General features: G+C 54.3%; 16 protein-coding genes. 4 read left to right on the forward strand and 12 right to left on the reverse strand.

Annotated elements, in window-relative coordinates; genetic code table 11:
- The first annotated feature begins 124 nt into the window (after positions 1-124).
- From OGV50_RS07985 to OGV50_RS07995, 3 genes are read left to right on the forward strand one after another with little or no spacing between them, the layout of a single operon-like run.
- Positions 125-817, forward strand: coding sequence for a fimbrial biogenesis chaperone (locus OGV50_RS07985; RefSeq protein ID WP_286488456.1), 693 nt, complete (start codon positions 125-127; stop codon positions 815-817).
- An 8-nt stretch (positions 818-825) separates the two neighbouring features.
- A complete protein-coding gene (locus OGV50_RS07990; RefSeq protein ID WP_286488457.1) occupies positions 826-3,369 on the forward strand; it encodes a fimbria/pilus outer membrane usher protein in 2,544 nt (847 codons plus the stop codon).
- Positions 3,359-4,516 (forward strand): fimbrial protein, encoded by a 1,158-nt coding sequence (locus tag OGV50_RS07995; protein ID WP_286488458.1) that lies wholly within the window; start codon positions 3,359-3,361, stop codon positions 4,514-4,516. The genes OGV50_RS07990 and OGV50_RS07995 overlap by 11 nt, the downstream gene beginning before the upstream one ends.
- 44 nt (positions 4,517-4,560) lie before the next feature.
- Here OGV50_RS07995 and cheZ read toward each other — a convergent pair whose 3' ends face one another.
- Genes cheZ through tar form a run of 6 tightly spaced genes read right to left on the reverse strand, consistent with a single transcriptional unit; the run spans position 4,561 to position 10,856 of the window.
- Positions 4,561-5,205 carry a protein phosphatase CheZ gene (gene cheZ, locus OGV50_RS08000; protein ID WP_012131968.1) on the reverse strand — a complete coding sequence of 215 codons (645 nt, stop codon included), beginning with the start codon at positions 5,203-5,205 and terminating at the stop codon, positions 4,561-4,563.
- Positions 5,206-5,215: 10 nt separating this feature from the next.
- Entirely contained in the window at positions 5,216-5,605 is a 390-nt protein-coding gene (cheY, locus tag OGV50_RS08005; RefSeq protein WP_012131967.1) for a chemotaxis response regulator CheY, read from the reverse strand.
- A 16-nt stretch (positions 5,606-5,621) separates the two neighbouring features.
- Positions 5,622-6,671, reverse strand: a complete 1,050-nt coding sequence (gene cheB, locus OGV50_RS08010; RefSeq protein ID WP_012131966.1) for a protein-glutamate methylesterase/protein glutamine deamidase — start codon at positions 6,669-6,671, stop codon at positions 5,622-5,624.
- Positions 6,668-7,534 (reverse strand): protein-glutamate O-methyltransferase CheR, encoded by an 867-nt coding sequence (gene cheR / locus OGV50_RS08015; protein WP_047463139.1) that lies wholly within the window; start codon positions 7,532-7,534, stop codon positions 6,668-6,670. The genes cheB and cheR overlap by 4 nt, the downstream gene beginning before the upstream one ends.
- 19 nt (positions 7,535-7,553) lie before the next feature.
- Positions 7,554-9,155 carry a methyl-accepting chemotaxis protein IV gene (tap, locus tag OGV50_RS08020; RefSeq protein WP_115625625.1) on the reverse strand — a complete coding sequence of 534 codons (1,602 nt, stop codon included), beginning with the start codon at positions 9,153-9,155 and terminating at the stop codon, positions 7,554-7,556.
- Between the two features lie 42 nt (positions 9,156-9,197).
- Positions 9,198-10,856: a methyl-accepting chemotaxis protein II gene (tar, locus tag OGV50_RS08025; RefSeq protein WP_200090714.1), complete on the reverse strand. Its 1,659-nt coding sequence runs from the start codon at positions 10,854-10,856 to the stop codon at positions 9,198-9,200.
- A gap of 404 nt (positions 10,857-11,260) precedes the next feature.
- Between tar and OGV50_RS08030 the strand changes: the two genes are divergently transcribed.
- Positions 11,261-12,529 (forward strand): dicarboxylate/amino acid:cation symporter, encoded by a 1,269-nt coding sequence (locus OGV50_RS08030; protein WP_114847784.1) that lies wholly within the window; start codon positions 11,261-11,263, stop codon positions 12,527-12,529.
- Between the two features lie 106 nt (positions 12,530-12,635).
- On the opposite strand, the gene cheW is transcribed toward OGV50_RS08030, so the two are convergent.
- From cheW to flhD, 6 genes are all read right to left on the reverse strand, one after another.
- Positions 12,636-13,139 carry a chemotaxis protein CheW gene (cheW, locus tag OGV50_RS08035; protein ID WP_024130249.1) on the reverse strand — a complete coding sequence of 168 codons (504 nt, stop codon included), beginning with the start codon at positions 13,137-13,139 and terminating at the stop codon, positions 12,636-12,638.
- 21 nt (positions 13,140-13,160) lie between these two features.
- The gene (cheA, locus tag OGV50_RS08040; protein WP_047463131.1) at positions 13,161-15,194 is read right to left on the reverse strand and encodes a chemotaxis protein CheA; all 2,034 of its coding nucleotides are present in this window, start codon (positions 15,192-15,194) and stop codon (positions 13,161-13,163) included.
- A gap of 4 nt (positions 15,195-15,198) precedes the next feature.
- A complete protein-coding gene (motB, locus tag OGV50_RS08045; protein WP_012131957.1) occupies positions 15,199-16,125 on the reverse strand; it encodes a flagellar motor protein MotB in 927 nt (308 codons plus the stop codon).
- Positions 16,122-17,012, reverse strand: a complete 891-nt coding sequence (motA, locus tag OGV50_RS08050) for a flagellar motor stator protein MotA (RefSeq protein WP_047463125.1) — start codon at positions 17,010-17,012, stop codon at positions 16,122-16,124. Before motA ends, motB begins: the two co-directional genes overlap by 4 nt.
- A gap of 124 nt (positions 17,013-17,136) precedes the next feature.
- On the reverse strand, positions 17,137-17,715 hold the full coding sequence (gene flhC, locus OGV50_RS08055) for a flagellar transcriptional regulator FlhC (protein ID WP_024130246.1): 579 nt from the start codon (positions 17,713-17,715) through the stop codon (positions 17,137-17,139).
- 2 nt (positions 17,716-17,717) lie between these two features.
- Positions 17,718-18,068: a flagellar transcriptional regulator FlhD gene (gene flhD, locus OGV50_RS08060; protein ID WP_024130245.1), complete on the reverse strand. Its 351-nt coding sequence runs from the start codon at positions 18,066-18,068 to the stop codon at positions 17,718-17,720.
- Positions 18,069-18,289 lie beyond the last annotated feature (221 nt).

An 18,289-nucleotide genomic window follows, 5' to 3' on the forward strand; every position in this document is an offset into this window, starting at 1 on the left:
ATCCATAGCATCTTCTGGCATTAACAGATTTATTTTAGGAAGGCGAATCTGATAATAGTCCGAAAATGGACCCGGACTATTATCTCCCCCGCTTTTATATGTCCACTTAATATAAGTTAAGGTTATGCGTACTGTATCTCAGGTTTTATTATGCCTCCCTGTAATATTAACATCATTTAGCCATGCCGCTGGAATTCAGGTTGGCCGCACGCGCATTATTTATGACGCAGGGAAAAAAGAGGTCGCCCTTCCGCTGGTCAATAAAGAGAAGGAACTGCCGTGGCTGATCCAGTCATGGTCCGATACCGGCGACGGTAAAACGCGTGGGCCTTTTATTGTCACGCCGCCACTGTTCCGTCTTAACCCGCAGAAAGAACAAAGCCTGCGTATTGCCTGGAATGGAACCGCGCTTCCCACAGACCGGGAATCCCTGTTCTACATGAATGTGCGCACAATTCCCGGTACGGCCAAAGAAGACGATGATAAAAACGTGTTGCGTCTGATTTACAAAACGCGTCTGAAATTGTTCTGGCGTCCGAAGGGCTTGCAAGGTACGCCCACCGAGACCTGCAAGAACCTGCATTTTGTTCGTCACGGCGAAATGTTAACGGTGGTCAATGAAGGCGCGTTTCACAGCATCTTTGACAGTCTGCTGCTCGGCAACACCAGACTTGAGAAAGCTGATATGGTCACTCCCAGGTCCAGCGTGCAAATCCCGGTGCCGAAAAGCGCCTCGGGAAACACCGTTAGCTGGCGTTGCATTACGGATTACGGCAACGCCTCTGACAAATATACCGTCACTCTGGCTCGGGATTAAACCACCTTATGGCTTTTGGCCCACCTCTTTTACGTCAGCGACTCACCCCGCTGGTGCGTTGCCTTGGCGGTATGTTGCTGGTCTCTTCCTGTGTCGCGAACGCGCGCGAGTATCGCTTTTCGCCTTCTGCGCTGGAGGGGAATATGCTGACGCAGCAGGATATCGATCTTTCCTTATTTTCTAAATCCAGTGCGCAATTGCCCGGCGTCTACGCTTCCCGGGTCATGATTAACGATGTGCGCCTGGATGATGCGGATATCACCTACCTCGGCACGCCTGGCGGCGAACTGACGCCGCAGCTCACGCCGGATATGCTAAGAAAATGGGGCGTGGCGGTCGATAAATATCCTGAATTAGCCGCACTCAATGCGGCGAAGCCACTGCCTGAACCGCTGAGCGCGTACATCCCACAGGCGCTGGCAACGCTCGATTTCTCCGTTATGACGCTGCGCCTTAGCATCCCGCAGGCCGCCATTGCCGGCACGGGTAAAGGCTATATTGATCCGTCACGCTGGGATGACGGCGTCCCCGTTGCCTTTGTCGACTACGCCTTTTCCGGTTCACAAAACCAGGACGACACGCAAAACAACACCACTAACCAGTACCTGAATATGCGCAGCGGCACCAATATCGGCGGCTGGCGGCTGCGCAATTACGCCACCTGGAGCGACACTGACGGCAGCCATCACTGGGAAACCATCAACACCTATTTGCAGCACGATATTGACGCCCTGAAAGCGCAGTTTACCGGGGGAGAAAGCAACACCCGGGGCGACGTTTTTGACAGTCTGCAATACCGTGGCGTCAATATCACCTCTGATGAAGAGATGCTGCCTTACAGCCAGCGCGGCTACGCGCCGGTGATTCGCGGCATCGCCAGCTCCAACGCCGAAGTGTCGGTACGTCAGAACGGTTATCTCATCTATCAGCAAAACGTCGCGCCCGGCGCATTTGAAATTAACGACCTTTATTCCACGACCAACAGCGGCGATCTGGAAGTCACGGTAAAAGAGGCCGATGGCACAGAGCGCCACTTTACCCAGCCTTATTCCAGCGTCGCCGTGATGCAGCGTCCTGGACATATGAAATATGAAGTTACCGCGGGTCGCTATCGCGCAGACAGCGGGAGCGAACGAAATGAACCGGACTTCGTGCAGGGTAGCCTCATTTATGGCCTGAACAATAGCGTCACGCTGTTCGGCGGCGTGACCGCCGCGCAGGATTATCAGGCGATGAACAGCGGGGCTGGCCTCTCCCTTGGCATCGTCGGGTCGCTTTCCGCCGATGTGACGCTGGCGAAAACCCGGCTTGATGATGACACTCAGCACACCGGCCAGTCTTATCGCCTGCTCTACTCCGGGAAAATTGACACCACGGAGACAAACTTTACGCTGGCCAGCTACCGCTACTCTACCCGTGGTTATTACAGTTTCGCCGACGCGAATCAAAAGTACGACGATCATGAAGATGATCTGCTGTTTCGCTTTAACAAACGCAACCGGATTCAGGCCAGCATAAGCCAGAACGTGTCCGGCGCCAGCCTTTACCTGAACGGTTATCAGCAGGATTACTGGGGCACCGCCTACAAAGAGCGCAGTATTTCGGCGGGCCTGAATACCACGATTAAAAATATCAGCATCCACCTTGCTTATACCTACAGCAAAAGCAACGGCGAAGAGAGCGACCAGATGATCGCCTTCGGCTTCAGCGTGCCGTTAAGTCAGTGGCTACCGGGGGCCTGGAGCAGCTATAACATCAGCAATAACAAGCATGGCTACACCCAGCAAAATATCGGGTTAAACGGTACGCTGCTGGACGATGAACGCCTGAATTACGCCTTCCAGCAGAGCCATTCCAACCATGACGGCGCAGACACCAGCAGCGTATACGGTAGCTATCGCTCACAATACGCCAACCTCAATGCGGGTTACTACACCTCCTCTGACGATACGCAGCGCTTGAGTTACGGCGTCAGCGGTGCGATTGTCGCCCATCCACACGGCGTCACGCTGGCTCAGCCTTTAGGCAGTCAGTTTGCTATCGTCAACGCCAACGGCGCATCGGGCGTACGCTTCCAAAACCAGCGCGGCATTCAGACTGACTGGCAAGGCAACGCCATCATCCCGTCATTAAGCCCCTATCAGGAAAACCGGATTCGCGTCGACACCAGCAGCCTGCCGGAGGACGTTGATACCAGTGAAACCGCCGTGACGGTGATTCCTTCGCGCAATGCCGCCGTTTCCGCCGCTTTTGATGCGCATGTCGGCTATCGCACGCTCATAAAATTAACCCGCCCGAATGGCATGACGGTGCCTTTTGGCGCGATGGCGACGGTCGACGCCCTCGCCATCAGCGGCATCGTGGATGATACGGGTACGCTTTACCTGGCCGGGGTCGCCGACGACGTTCAGTTAAGCGTCAAATGGGGAAATTCACAGGATCAACAATGCACAGCCCACATCACGCTGGATCGCGAACACCACGCGGTCAGCCCGACCGGCATCCATTACCTCAGCGCGACTTGTCAGCAGGAACCGCAAAATGTTAAGTAAAATGGGAAAATACGCACGTCTTTCATTGTCCGCAGCAGGTCTTTGCCTGATGGCGTCCGCAACAGCCCAGTCCGCAACCATTCTGCGTGACTGCTTTACCGCGCCACAGTATTACAGCGTCACGTTCAGCAACGAAATCAACGCAAACGACAACACGGCCAACAATATTGTTAAATTTGATGAGCATATTGTCGGGAACGGCGTTGAAATGGCGGCAAACTGCACATGCCCTGGCAATCTGTTTGAATCAACGGCAATAATGGAATTGACGCTGGCCGGAAGCCCGCTTAATGCCGGTATCGCCGGGTACGGTTATCTGACTGAAAACATAGATATTGATGTTGCAGGTTATAGCGATGCCGTTAATTCTCTGGACGGTACCGGCCTGATTCAGATCAACATTAACCAGTATCCGACGCCGGTGTCGTCGATGGGGAAAGTGATCGAGTCAATGAAACCCACCGAAGGTTCCGCTAGCGTCTGTAGCGACAGCACCCATCCTGGCACGCCCGCCCCCGCGAAGCGAACGTTCAGATGGAATGTTATCGCCGCCACGTTTTATATCAAAAAGCCCATTCTCGGTATCGAAGTCATTCCCCCAACGATACTCGTGCAAAACTACGCCTGTCTCTATTTTGGCTCAGGAAGCTGCGACGCTGGCAGCGCACAGCACGTATCAAATATCTGGCTGAGTGGCTCACTCTCTGCCCCGCTGAGCTGTACGATTAATGCCGGAAGCACCATTGAGGTTGATCTGGGGAAAATTGTGAGTAAACAGTTTGTCACCAGGGGTCAGCCTCCTGAAGGCTACGCCCTGAAAAACGTTGATATCTCTTACCACTGCGACGGCAACGCCGTGGGAAATACCGACAGAATCAAGCTAACGCTCAGCGCCGACCAGGGGGTTGTAGACAGCAGCGATCCCCTGATAGCCAAAATGCTCGGCAGAGACGACCTGGGAGTGAGAATCTTTAGTGAGGACAACCAAAATGTTGCGCTGGACGGCACCTTTGAATTTCCGGTGACGATGGATGAGCAAGGTAACGGCGCGGTACACATCAAAGCCGCACCGGTGAGCACGACCAGCGCAACGCCAGCGCCCGGCGAATTTGAGGGCAATGTGACGGTAAAAATGGATCTGCGCTAAACGTTCCTCAGGTTGTCTGCACAACCTGAGGATACCTTACCGCATCAGAACCCGAGGCTATCCAGCAGGTCATCCACCTGATCCTGGCTGGCGACAACGCCGGCTTTGGTGGTGTCGACCTGTGGGCCATTGAGCAGGCTTTCATTCTCGCGTTTCGGACGTGAATTTTGCTCAGGGATGTTTTCCAGCAATACCATCAGCAGCTGACGCTCAATCTCCTGGATCACATCCATCATGCGCTTGATAACCTGACCGGTGAGATCCTGGAAATCCTGCGCCATCATGATGTCCAGCAGTTGCGCATTGGTGAAGCTGGTATGCCCCGGCACATCACCGAGGAATTTACGCGTATCCGTAACCAGTTCGCGGGCGTCGGCGAGTTCAATCGGGTTTTCGAACCACTCATCCCAGCGTTTGGTCAGCGCTTTGGCGCCCTTCTCCATTTCATCCTGGTGTGGCTGAGAGGCTTCAACGCTGTTCAGCGCACGTTCCGCCGCCTGCGCCGTCATCTGTACAACATAGTCCAGACGATCGCGCGCATCAGGAATCGCTTCCGCCGCTTCTGCTATCGCCTGATCCAGCCCCAGTTCACGCAGGCTGTCACGCAGCATTCGGGTCAGACTGCCGATGCGCGCAATGATGTCCCCTGCTGAATGCTCATCAACAGGTTTAATTTGTGGTTGCATCATACTCAGACCCTCACATGCCCAGTTTCTCAAAGATTTTGTTGAGTTTCTCTTCCAGCGTCGCCGCAGTGAACGGTTTCACCACATAGCCGCTGGCACCCGCCTGCGCAGCCGCAATAATATTCTCTTTCTTCGCTTCTGCGGTCACCATCAGCACCGGCAATGACGCCATTGCGCCATCAGCGCGAATCGTTTTCAGCAGTTCCAGACCGTCCATGTTGGGCATGTTCCAGTCAGAAATTACGAAGTCAAAGCCGCTTGCCTGCAATTTGTTCAGTGCGTCAACGCCATCTTCGGCCTCTTCGACGTTATTGAAACCCAGCTCTTTTAGCAGGTTGCGCACGATGCGACGCATGGTGGAAAAGTCATCCACAACCAGAAATCTGAGCTCTTTGTCCGCCATAAAAAAATACTCCTCGTTAAATACGTATTGCCTGTCCGGCACTGATTTTCGCCAGCATCTGCTGGCTTACCTGGCTAAGATCGACCACTTCGCTCACGCCACCCATATTGATGGCCTCGCGCGGCATGCCGAACACCACACAACTTGCTTCGTTTTGCGCGATAGTCCAGGCGCCAGCCTGGTGCATCGCTAACATTCCGGCCGCGCCATCGTTGCCCATACCGGTAAGGATGACCCCTACCGCATTGCGCCCCGCATGTTTCGCGACCGAATGAAACAGCACATCCACTGACGGGCGATGGCGGTTAACCGGCGGCCCGTCATGAATTTTGATTTGATAGTTCGCCCCGCTGCGCGTCAGCTCCATATGCTTGTCGCCGGGGGCGATGTAGGCATGGCCTGGCAGCACGCGTTCGCCGTCTTCCGCCTCTTTCACGCTAATCTGGCAGAGCTTATTTAACCGCTCGGCAAACGAACGGGTAAAACCGGGCGGCATATGCTGGGTGATGATCACCGCCGGACTGGAAAGCGGCAGCGGTTGCAGCACATGACGTATGGCCTCGGTTCCCCCCGTCGAGGCACCAATCGCGATCAGTTTTTCAGAACTGAGCAGCGGCCCCGCTTTTAGCGTCACAGGCGCAGCCATCGGCTTATGCGCCGCCAGGCGAGCGCGTGACGCGGTGCGGACTTTCTCTGCGATCATCTCGCTGTACGCCAGCATCCCCTCGCGAATGCCCAACTGAGGCTTGGTGACAAAATCAATCGCCCCCAGTTCCAGCGCACGCAGTGTCACCTCTGAACCTTTCCCGGTCAGAGAGGAGACCATAACCACCGGCATCGGACGCAGGCGCATCAGTTTCTCAAGAAAATCGAGACCGTCCATGCGCGGCATTTCCACATCCAGCGTCAGCACATCGGGGTTATATTTTTTGATTAAATCCCTGGCAACCAGCGGATCGGGCGCCGTCGCCACCATTTCCATATCGCTATGGCTGTTAATAATTTCGGTCATGATTTGGCGCATCAGCGCTGAATCGTCAACCGACAACACCCTGATTTTACTCATGCTTTGTCCTTACTTAGCGCATACACCGTCTGTCCGCGCAGGCTAAAGTCGCGCACGAGGTTGCTAAAGTTTTCTGAGTGACCCGCAAACAGCAGTCCGTCAGGCTTAAGGAGTGGAACAAAACGACGCAGAATGTCCTGCTGCGTTGTTTTATCAAAATAGATCATGACGTTACGGCAAAATATCGCGTCGAATGGCCCGGGAACGTTGTACTGTTTATCCAGCAGGTTGAGGGTGGAAAACTCAACGTAATTAGCCAGTTCCTGTCGCACGCGCACCAGCCCTTCATGCGGGCCTGTACCGCGCATGAAATAACGCTGCAACTGTTGTGGCGACAGCGTTTTCAACTCGTCCTGACGGTAAATCCCGCTTCTCGCCTTTTCCAGCACTTCGGTGTCGATATCGCTGGCGAAAACTTTCCAGCGCCCCGGCGCCATCCCTAAGGCATCCGCCAGCGTAATGGCGATGCTGTAGGGTTCCTCTCCGGTAGAGGCCGCCGCGCTCCACACACGGTATTCCCCGTTGCGGCGACGCGCGTGATCCGCCAGTACCGGGAAGTGATGCGCTTCACGGAAGAAGGCCGTCAGGTTAGTGGTCAATGAGTTAATAAAAGCCTGCCACTCAGCGCTGTTCTGGTTGGCTTCCAGCATGCTGAGATAACGGCCGAAATCATCCAGCCCCAGCGTTCTCAGGCGACGGACCAGCCGGTTGTAAACCATATCCCGCTTGTGGTCCGCCAGCACGATTCCCGCGCGCTGGTAGATTAATTGACATATCCGACGAAAATGCGCGTCAGACAGCGCGAGGCGCTGTGTCATCTGTAACAATAATGACGTTTGCCCGGTGGGCAGCGATGATGTCATAGCGCCTTCTCAATCACATTCAGGATACAACGGGTACCGCTTGCGGCGGCGCCGACTCTTGTTGTGTTACGACTTGCTCTTCAAGCTTAAATACCGCGACACGGGCAGAGAGATGGTCTGCCTGGTTCGCTAACTGATCGGTGGCGGCGGCGGCTTCTTCGACAAGCGCGGCGTTTTGTTGCGTCACCTGATCCATCTGGCTGACGGCTTGCGCCACCTGCTCAATTCCTCTGCGCTGTTCATCGGAGGCCGAGGCGATTTCGCCCATAATGTCGTTCACCTGGGTTACCGAACTGACGATCTCCGTCATGGTATTCGCGGCGGTGTCCACTAATTGCGATCCCTGATGCACACGGTTTACGGACTCTTCAATCAATCCTTTAATCTCTTTGGCGGCCTGTGCGCTGCGGCTCGCCAGGTTACGCACTTCGCCTGCGACAACGGCAAAACCGCGCCCCTGCTCACCGGCCCGCGCCGCTTCGACCGCCGCATTCAGCGCCAGAATATTGGTCTGAAACGCAATGCTGTCGATAACGCCGATGATGTCGCCAATTTTCTGCGAACTGGCAGCAATATCCTGCATTGTGCTGGCCATACGCGAAGCCTGGTCGCCGCCTTTTTTCGCGGTATCCGCCGCGCTTTTCGCCAGACCGGAGGCCTGACGGGCGTTATCGGCATTCTGCCCGACCGTTGCCGTTAGCTGCTCCATACTGGCTGCGGTTTGCGCCAGCGACGCCGCCTGCTGTTCGGTACGCGACGACAGATCGTTATTGCCCATCGCGATTTCCGAAATGCCGGTATGCATCGCTAAACTGCCCTGCCGCACGTCGCTGACCGTTTCGCGCAGCGCCTGCTGCATGGCCTTCAGGCTGGCGAAAATAGCGGAAATCTCGTTGCGCCCATACACGGCGATCGGCCGCGCCAGGTTTCCGTCCGCAATGCTGTCAAAATGGCTGCCGATAATCGCCAACGGCTGAACAATCATTTTGCGTGACCAGAACAGCGCCCCGGTGGTTAACAACGCGGCGACGATCACCATCGTGATAAAAATGATCGCCGAGCGGTGATAATTGTCTTTTCCCTGTTCGCTGGCCGTCTCCAGAACATGGTTGATATTCTGCTGCCAGGTAGTGACGTTGGCGTCAAAGGCGTCCTGCGATGCCTGTACCGGCGCGGTCAGAAAATCCGACAGCTGGTTGCTTTCAAGCCAGGTGGCCTGATGCTCCAGATCGCTATACCACTGCGTATAACTTTTTTCCGTGGCGGCCTGTAACGCTTTCCCCTCTTCCGTACTCGCCTCTGTCGCCATAAAACCTTTAAACACAACGCCGGACTGCGCCAGGCTTTCCCGGGCGGTGATCATCAGCTGTTTGATATCCTCGGGTGGATAGCTCAGCGCGGTTAACGTTCCGGCTTTATTCAGCGCGGTACTGGCCTGTAATAAAACGGCGCGTGTTTGCGCCAATGCTGCGCGTTGCTGATTACTCTGCTCAACCTGGTTCAGACTCTGAAAACCATCGCGAAATGCCCAAAATGACAAGCCATTACTGCCAATCTGCAAAACACCGCAGAGGATCAAGATTAAAAACAGCGTGGTCGAGATTCGAATACGATTAAACATCAACGCTCCCATTAGGCGGCAAAGGCCACGATTAAAAGACGATCAAAATGTTTCCCAGTGAGTATCTTGTTCAGTTGCAAGCTGGCGCGGTTGCGCTGTACGCGGCGCCGCTGCGGTTGTATTCAGGTCTGTTTTTACAGTTAATGGACGAGATGCCAGACGAAACGCGGATACCGCCATCGTTAAACGGCTGGCCTGCTCTTCCAGCGCGGCCGCTGCGGCCGCCGACTCCTGCACCAGCGAGGCGTTCTGCTGCGTGACGCGATCCATCTCAGAGACGGCCAGCGCCACCTGATCGATCCCGCGGCTTTGCTCATCGGAAGCCGACGCGATTTCACCCATGATGTCCGTCACGCGGGTCACGGCGTTGACAATGTCTCTCATCGTTTCACCGGCGCTTTCCACCAGCACGGAGCCGGTATCCACCCGCGAAACGGAATCTTCAATGAGCGCTTTGATCTCTTTCGCCGCCTGCGCGCTGCGGCTCGCCAGGTTACGCACTTCCCCTGCCACCACCGCAAACCCGCGCCCTTGCTCACCGGCGCGCGCGGCTTCAACCGCAGCGTTCAGCGCCAGAATATTGGTCTGGAATGCAATGCCGTCGATAACGCTGATGATGTCGGCGATTTTCTTCGAGCTGTCGGCAATTTCATGCATGGTGTTGACCACGCCATCCACCACTTTCCCACCGTGTTGCGCAGTGTCGGAGGCGCTTTGCGCCAGGTGCGACGCCTGACGGGCGTTGTCGGCGTTCTGTTTCACCGTCGCGGTGAGCTGTTCCATGCTGGCAGCCGTCTCTTCCAGCGCCGACGCCTGCTGCTCGGTGCGGGAGGAAAGATCGGTGTTGCCCGTAGCGATTTCGCTGGTACCGGAATAGATGGCGTCAGACCCTTCACGTACCTGAGTCACCGTCTCTATCAGCGAACGCTGCATATGATCAACGGTTCCCGCCAGTTCGCCGATCTCATTGCGCCCGGAGACGGTCAGCGTATTGGTCAAGTTGCCGCTGGCGATATCACGAATATGGGCAATCACTCGCGCCAGCGGATTCAGCAAGGTATGACGAATGCCGTACCACACCACAACCAGAATCAGCACCAGGACAACGGGCAGAATACCCAATTGCCACTGAGCAAAATGGTAGTCACGCGCGCTCTCATCAAACGCCTTGCTGTACAGTTTTTCGCTCACGCCAGCATATTTGCCCAGCGCTTCGCCAAGTGCGTTCTGCATCCCCTGGGTTGGCTGCGCGAAGTAGGCATCCATGTTGCCGTTTTCGAGGAACTGAACCAGTTCCGCCAGCGCCGCATGGTATTGCTGGTATTTTTCATCCACATTGCCGCTGGCTTCCGCCATCTCCGGCAGCGGATTGATATTTTTGAAGTTGGCATAATGCGTTGCCGCCTGCTCCAGCGTGCTTTTGGCGTTTTTCAGCAGGTCGTTTTTCGCGCTGCTCTGCTGATTAGAGGCATCCATCATCATGCGGGCCGAAGAACGGCTCAGGTTAATACGCGTTTGCAGCATGAGATCCCATGTCGAGGTCAGTTCGCTCTGCTGCTGGCGTAAATCATTTGAAATAACAAAACTTTGCTGGTTCTGCTGTAATGACGAAAACAACAGACCACCGGAAACAAGCTGTAGCAGTGCGAAAACCCCCAGCACCATCATCAGCATTGTGACAACGCGGATACGGTTAAACATAAGGCACCTTCCTGAAAACGAGTTATCAACGTTATCGGCACCAGAGAAGAGAACTTTACATTTGCGAAAAGGAAATAGAAGCAGGAAGCGCCGATCGGCAGATCGCGGCTGGCGGTTTTGGGGCGGCAACCAGACATTGACAGAAAAACATCATTATTATCATTATATTAACATTCATCACCTTCCTGGACAGTTTGCATTTTGCCGACAAAAACGATTCTTATGTGACTCTGATCACATAAGCACAGCCGTCAGAACACAACAAAATGAATAAATAATAAAAAATAGTTGTATCCCCCTGCGCTTTAATTCAATTTATATGATGAATATTTCAGTGCGACTCAATAAATAAAACAAAAGCGTTACTGACAACAACATGTTAAATCCAGCCAGAGGGCTTTTCAGTGGCAAGTGCAAACAAACTCACGTTATTTATCGTGATCTTCATGCTGGCAGGCATCCTGTCAGGCGCGGTGATTCACTCTTACGCGTCACAGGAGGCGATCGCCGCCTGGTCTGATAACATCACGCTCCTCACCGATATTTTCTTACGGCTCATTAAAATGGTGATTGCTCCGCTGGTCTTCAGCACGCTGACCGTGGGCATCATGCGTCTGGGCGAAACCGCCACTATCGGCCGCGTTGGCGGTAAAGCGATGGTCTGGTTTATCAGTTCTTCCGTGTTGTCCATTCTGGTGGGGCTGTTTATCGTGATGATTGAGCATCCGGGCAGCGGTCTGAATCTGGCAATTCCGGCAGAATCGGTCGACACCGGACTTGCGGTGGGCGGCATGAGCTTAAAAGGATTCCTGTCGCACACCATTCCGACCAGCATTGCCGGGGCGATGGCCAATAACGAAATTTTGCAGATCGTCGTGTTTTCCATGTTCTTCGGTATTGGCGGCGCGTCGCTTGGCGAGAAATTCAACGCGCCGCTGGTCGCCGCCCTGGATGTGGTTTCACATATTATGCTGAAGGTGACCGGCTACGTGATGTACGTTGCGCCGTTGGCCATTTTTGCCGCGATCTCCTCGGTGATCGCCACCCAGGGGCTGGGGATTCTGCTTAACTACGCGTCGTTTATCGGCGGCTACTATGTGGCGATTCTGCTGACCTGCCTGGTGCTGCTGGCCGTGGGCTATATGGTGCTGAAAAAAGAGGTGTTCCGGTTAGTCAGCATGTTGAAAGATCCGGTGCTGGTCGCCTTTACTACCAGCAGCTCTGAAGCCGCTTACCCGAAAACGCTGGAACAACTGACGAAGTTTGGCTGCTCACGTAACATCGTGTCGTTTGTGCTGCCTATTGGTTACTCCTTTAACCTCGTCGGCTCAATGGTGTACTGCTCTTTCGCGTCGATGTTTATCGCGCAGGCTTATAATATTCATCTCTCTTTTGCGGAAATTACGGTGCTGATGCTGACGCTGATGCTGGCGTCAAAAGGAATTGCAGGCGTGCCGCGTTCTGCGCTGGTGGTGCTGGCCGCCACGATTCCGAGCTTCAATATTCCGGTGGCGGGCATTTTGTTGCTGATGGGGATTGACCATTTTCTTGATATGGGACGTTCCGCCATTAACGTGTTAGGAAACGGGATTGCCACCGCGATGCTGGCGCAGAATGAAGGTTTGCTGGAAGAGGACGCGGAAGAACGCGTTCCGCAGCAGTTAGTGGGGTAATGTATTTGCCGGATGGCGGTGTAAACACCTTATCCGGCCTACATACGGCGATGAGTCATGTGTAGGCCGGATAAGCAAAGCGCCATCCGGCACGGGCAGTCAACGGTTATGCAACGTGGGAAGCGGCGATATCAAGCAGCGCCATCTCATCGCTGTTCAGCAGTTTCTCAATGTTCACCAGGATCAACATACGTTCGCCAAGCGCGCCCAGACCGGTCAGATATTCCGTAGACAGGGTAACGGCAAACTCCGGCGCCGGGCGAATTTGCTCCGCCGTCAGCGACAGCACGTCAGACACGCCGTCCACCACAATCCCTACCACGCGTTGTCCCAGATTCAACACGATGACCACCGTGTTATCGTTATACTCAACGTCGCCCTGGCAGAACTTCACGCGCAGATCGACAATCGGCACAATCACGCCGCGCAGGTTCGTCACCCCTTTAATAAAAGAAGGCGTGTTGGCGATGCGCGTGACCTGATCGTAGCCACGGATCTCCTGCACTTTCAGGATGTCGATACCGTACTCTTCATCTCCCAGTGTAAATACCAGGAATTCCTGACCTGACGGCTCGCCGGCCAGTTTGGTTACATTACTCATACCGGTCATATAATTACCTTTCTCACTCAATCAGGCGGCTGTGATCGCCATACGTTGTTCACGGTTTAAACCCTGCAATGCGGAGACATCAACGATCAGCGCCACGCTGCCGTCGCCCAGAATCGTCGCCGCAGAAATGCCAGGCACCTTGCGATAGTTGCTTTCCAGGTTTTTCACTACCACCTGGTGCTGTCCAATAAGCTGATCAACCAGCAGTGCGTAACGGCGACCGCCGCTTTGCAGGATCACCACAATGCCCTGCGTAGCTTCAGTTTTGGCGCCAACGACATCAAAGACTTTCCACAGTTCCACCAGCGGCAGATACTCGCCGCGCACTTCCAGTACGCGCTCGCCTCCGGCCAGCGGGTGCAGATCGTCTTCACGCGGTTGCAGCGATTCCATTACCGCATTCAGCGGCAGAATGAACACTTCGCCCGCCACGCGGACGGACATCCCGTCCAGAATAGCCAGCGTCAGCGGCAGCAGAATGCGAATGGTGGTGCCCGTCCCCTGCTTCGACTGGATTTCAACGTGGCCGCCCATCTCCTGGATGTTACGTTTCACCACATCCATGCCCACGCCGCGACCGGAAACATCCGTCACCTGCTCGGCGGTGGAGAAGCCCGGCGCAAAAATCAACATGCCCACTTCTTCATCGGTCATGTTTTCGTTGACCGCCATCCCCTGAGAGACAGCTTTCGCCAGAATGCGCTCGCGGTTCAGCCCCGCGCCGTCATCGGTCACTTCAATGCAGATATTGCCGCCCTGGTGTTCAGCGGAGAGGATCAGATTACCGATCGCATTCTTCCCGGCTTCAAGGCGTGTTTCCGGCATCTCGATACCGTGATCGAGGCTGTTGCGCACCAGGTGGGTTAATGGATCGATAATGCGTTCAATCAGACTTTTATCCAGTTCCGTCGAGCTGCCGACGAGGGTCAGTTCGACCTGTTTGCCCAGTTTACCCGCCAGGTCGCGCACCAGACGCGGGAAGCGGCTGAAGACGTACTCCATCGGCATCATACGAATCGACATCACCGACTCTTGCAGATCGCGGGCGTTACGTTGTAACTGACCCATGCTGGTGATGAGATCGCCATGATTAACCGGGTCCAGTTCATTAGAACGCTGGGCCAGCATTGACTGAGTAATCACCAGTTCGCCGACCAGGTTGATCAACTGGTCTACTTTCTCAACCGCCACGCGAATACTGGTTGACTCTCGCTCGCGGGCCGGCTTTTCACGCTCAGCGCGCCCGGACTGCGGTTCGCTGGCGGCGGCTTTGGCAACAGGAACCACTGCGGTCGGTTGCGGCGTAGTTGCCACAGCAACAGGCTCTTCGACCTGCGCGACCGGGGCTGAGGAGACCGTCTCAAAGGCTATCTGATCGGCTTCAATCACAAAGCAGAGCACCGCAATGATGTCATCTTCCGCGATCGTGCCGTCGAGGGTCGCGGACAGCGAATCCTCGCCTTTCACCACATCCGTTAAGGTGGCCAGGTTGCCCAACTCTTCTTCAAGCAGATCGACTTCATTGGCTTTCAGGCGCGAAAGAACCACGCGCAGTTTGCTCTCTTCCGCGCTGTTTTCCTGTGCGACTGCCTCTTCCTGTATCGCCGTACCGTCGACGACGCTCAGTTTGGCAGCGTTAACCACCGCCGGAGCGGTTTCCCCTTTCGCCTCGAGCGCTAACTGACGTAACGCGTTGCAGATATATTCGAAGCTTGCGGCATCCGGCTCTTCCGAGCTTTTATAGGCGTCGAGCTGTTCCTGCATAATATCTTTCGTTTCCAAAAACAGGTTGATAATGTCGGTATTGAGCTGCATCTCACCGCGCCGGGCTTCATCCAGCAGGTTTTCCATCAAGTGGGTTGTTTCCTGCAAAACGGTAAAGCCGAAAGTACCTGCGCCGCCTTTAATGGAGTGCGCCGCACGAAAAATGGCATTCAGTTGCTCAGAGTCCGGGGCTTCAGGCGCCAAATCAAGCAGGTGCTGCTCCATGTCAGCCAACAGCTCGTCAGCTTCATCAAAAAATGTCTGATAAAAATCGCTAATATCCATGCTCACGCTATCACCTCGGATTGGCTGGTGGCGATGTGGGAACGCTTACCGGCGGGAGTGCCGCTGGCTGTTGTAAGACACTTACCGGCTCATTCTGGCTTTCAGCGTTTTCATGCAAAATGGCCTCTTCTGCCTGCTTGTTCAACACCAGCAGACTTATACGGCGGTTGATGGCGTCATCAGGACCGCGATCGCTCAGACGCATCGTGGCGGCCATGCCTACCACCCGTAATACTTTTCCATCATCCAGACCGCCAACCACCAGCTCGCGACGCGAGGCATTGGCGCGGTCGGCCGACAATTCCCAGTTGCTGTATCCCCGTTCGCCGCTGGCGTACGGGAAATCATCCGTATGACCGGAAAGGCTGATGCGGTTAGGAATACCGTTCAACACCGGCGCAATACCACGCAGAATGTCACGCATGTAAGGTTCAACCTCCGCGCTGCCCGTCTTAAACATCGGGCGATTCTGGCTGTCGATAATCTGAATGCGCAGCCCTTCCTGAACCAGGTCAATCTTCAGGTGCGGCCGCAATGCGCGCAGTTTGGGATCGGACTCAATCAGCTGATCCAGGTCGCCGCGCAATTTGCTCAGACGGCTCTGCTCCATACGCTTTTTCAGTTCATCAATATTGGGTTGCTTGTTCACTTCACCCTGCTGCTGGGTGTAGTCCTCGCCGCCGCCGGGGATCGGACTTTCACTGTTCGCGATGCGATGTCCGCCCGTTATCGCTGTCGCCAGCGGCGTACGGAAATATTCGGCAATTTGAATCAATTCTTTAGGACTGGAGATAGAAATCAGCCACATGACGAGGAAAAAAGCCATCATCGCCGTCATAAAGTCGGCATAAGCAATTTTCCAGGAGCCATGCGCCCCGCCGTGACCCTTATGTTTCCGCCGTTTTACGACGATAATTGGATGGGGCTGATTCTTCATGCTTCCTCGGTCGTCGTCTGCTGCTGGTTCGGGTTTCTCACTGCGCGTACGTGCTCTTCCAGTTCAATGAACGAAGGACGTTCGCTGGAATACAATGTTTTACGACCAAATTCGACGGCGATCGGCGGCGCATAACCGTTCAGGTTAGAAAGCAGTGTGATTTTTACGCACTGCATCATTTTGGTGGTTTCAGCGCTCTTTTGACGCAGCACGCTGGCGAGTGGCGAGATAAACCCATAGGCCAATAAAATCCCGAGGAATGTCCCCACCATCGCATGGGCGATCAGCGCCCCCAGTTCAGCCGCCGGACGATCGGCGGAAGCCAGCGCATGGACAACCCCCATGACCGCCGCAACGATACCAAATGCCGGTAATGAATCGCCCATCAGCGCCAGGCTGTTGGCAGGAACTTCCGCCTCGCTTTCGTGGGTTTCAATTTCCTCATCCATCAGCGCCTCAATTTCAAAGGTATTCATGTTGCCGCTGATGATCAGGCGCAGATAATCGACGATAAAATCAAGCATGACCGCGTCGGCCAGAATACGCGGATAGCTGGCAAAAATTTCACTCTCTTTCGGGTTTTCAATGTCACGTTCCAGCGAGAACATCCCCTGCTGGCGCGATTTGGCCATCAGGCGATAGAGCAACGCCAGCAAATCCATGTACATCGCTTTTGTGTATTTCGAACGACGAAACAGTAACGGGATCGCCTTTAACGTCCCTTTGATCGCTTTGCCGTTGTTACCGACAATGAATGCCCCGATCCCCGCACCACCGATGATGACGAATTCAGCCGGTTGATAGAGTGCTCCAAGGTGTCCGCCGGTCATCATGTAACCACCGAAAACTGTACCGAGAACTACCAGGTAACCTAATAAGATAAGCACGACATCATCCTTCCGCTGTTGACTAAAACAGGATGTACAGTCGGGCGAATAACACGTCGGCAAGGCAAAAAAAAGCAGCGGTAATTACTTACCGCTGCTGGAGTGTTTGTCCACACCGTATCGGTTAAACAGCCTGTTCGATCTGTTCATCCAGCAGTTGTGGAATAATATCGGCAGCATTTTGGGAAAGTTTACGTCTTTTTACTGCGCGGGACGGCGGCTGGCACAAACTACAGGCAAAACTCCCCGCAGGCTGATGCGCATGGGTAATAAAATTCCCGCCACAGCAATTACAGGTCGATAATTCAAGCAGCCCGCTTTCCACGAAACGCACCAGCGTCCATGCGCGCGTTAACGCCAACAATGGCCCGTCTTCCGCCTGCGGGCACTGTTCCAGATACAGACGGTACGCTTTAATGACCGCATCCACACCGCTGCACAGACCGGTTTTGAGTAAGAACTGCCAGGCGTTGCAAAACATGGAGGCATGAATGTTTTGCTCCCATGTCATAAACCAGTCCGTTGAAAAAGGAAGCATACCTTTTGGCGGAGGACTGCCGCGTAACTCTTTGTATAATTTGATGAGGCGACCACGACTTAACTGCGTTTCGCTTTCCAGCATTTGCAAACGGGCGCCCAAAGAGATCAATTCCATCGCTAACTGGATATCGCGAGCTTCCTGAACAATGCTTTTTTCACTCATCATCAAGCCCTTTTCTTACGCGCCGCATCATCGGCCTGATTCACATCGTGTAACAGGCGTGTTGAAAGCATGATACCGGTATGAATTTGCTGAAGATCGTCAACGCGAGAATCCTGGGTCAGCTGGGTAACTGTCTGGTGGTTGTCAAAACGGAAATGACATACCAGCTGGTTCGTTTCGGCCAGTTTAACCATTTGTGGAAGAGTCAGAGTACCCAACGTGTTCGCCATCTCTTCACTGATACCAAGGCGGAACATCGCGGATGCTTTGTCCTGAACGATCAGACGCTGTGCAAGGAGTAAATATGACAGATTGATGTCATAAATGTGTTTCAGCAACTCGGATGTATGCATTGTTCCCATCCAGAATAACCAACTTTATTTTTATGCGGTGTAACCGCACCCCGTGATGTCGCCGGGAATCCCCGGTAAAAAAAGCAAAAAGGTCAAATGCATAGCCACGCCCAGGCACCGATGCATACAGTAAAACCCCCCTTAATGGGGTGTCAGGTTTTTACACGTTTACATGATTTATTACAAAATGCCTAAGATTTTTCCTAATTCGACGCAACTCT

Source organism: Citrobacter sp. CK180, from assembly GCF_030333655.1.
GTDB classification, from domain to species: Bacteria; Pseudomonadota; Gammaproteobacteria; order Enterobacterales; family Enterobacteriaceae; genus Citrobacter_B; species Citrobacter_B koseri.

Excerpts from the sequence above, each read along its gene's own strand:
- OGV50_RS07985 (WP_286488456.1), top strand. The coding sequence starts at position 125 with ATGCGTACTGTATCTCAGGTTTTATTATGCCTCCCTGTAATATTAACA.
- OGV50_RS07990 (WP_286488457.1), top strand. The coding sequence starts at position 826 with ATGGCTTTTGGCCCACCTCTTTTACGTCAGCGACTCACCCCGCTGGTG.
- OGV50_RS07995 (WP_286488458.1), top strand. The coding sequence starts at position 3,359 with ATGTTAAGTAAAATGGGAAAATACGCACGTCTTTCATTGTCCGCAGCA.
- cheZ (WP_012131968.1), bottom strand. The coding sequence starts at position 5,205 with ATGATGCAACCACAAATTAAACCTGTTGATGAGCATTCAGCAGGGGAC.
- cheY (WP_012131967.1), bottom strand. The coding sequence starts at position 5,605 with ATGGCGGACAAAGAGCTCAGATTTCTGGTTGTGGATGACTTTTCCACC.
- cheB (WP_012131966.1), bottom strand. The coding sequence starts at position 6,671 with ATGAGTAAAATCAGGGTGTTGTCGGTTGACGATTCAGCGCTGATGCGC.
- cheR (WP_047463139.1), bottom strand. The coding sequence starts at position 7,534 with ATGACATCATCGCTGCCCACCGGGCAAACGTCATTATTGTTACAGATG.
- tap (WP_115625625.1), bottom strand. The coding sequence starts at position 9,155 with ATGTTTAATCGTATTCGAATCTCGACCACGCTGTTTTTAATCTTGATC.
- tar (WP_200090714.1), bottom strand. The coding sequence starts at position 10,856 with ATGTTTAACCGTATCCGCGTTGTCACAATGCTGATGATGGTGCTGGGG.
- cheW (WP_024130249.1), bottom strand. The coding sequence starts at position 13,139 with ATGACCGGTATGAGTAATGTAACCAAACTGGCCGGCGAGCCGTCAGGT.
- motB (WP_012131957.1), bottom strand. The coding sequence starts at position 16,125 with ATGAAGAATCAGCCCCATCCAATTATCGTCGTAAAACGGCGGAAACAT.
- flhC (WP_024130246.1), bottom strand. The coding sequence starts at position 17,715 with ATGAGTGAAAAAAGCATTGTTCAGGAAGCTCGCGATATCCAGTTAGCG.
- flhD (WP_024130245.1), bottom strand. The coding sequence starts at position 18,068 with ATGCATACATCCGAGTTGCTGAAACACATTTATGACATCAATCTGTCA.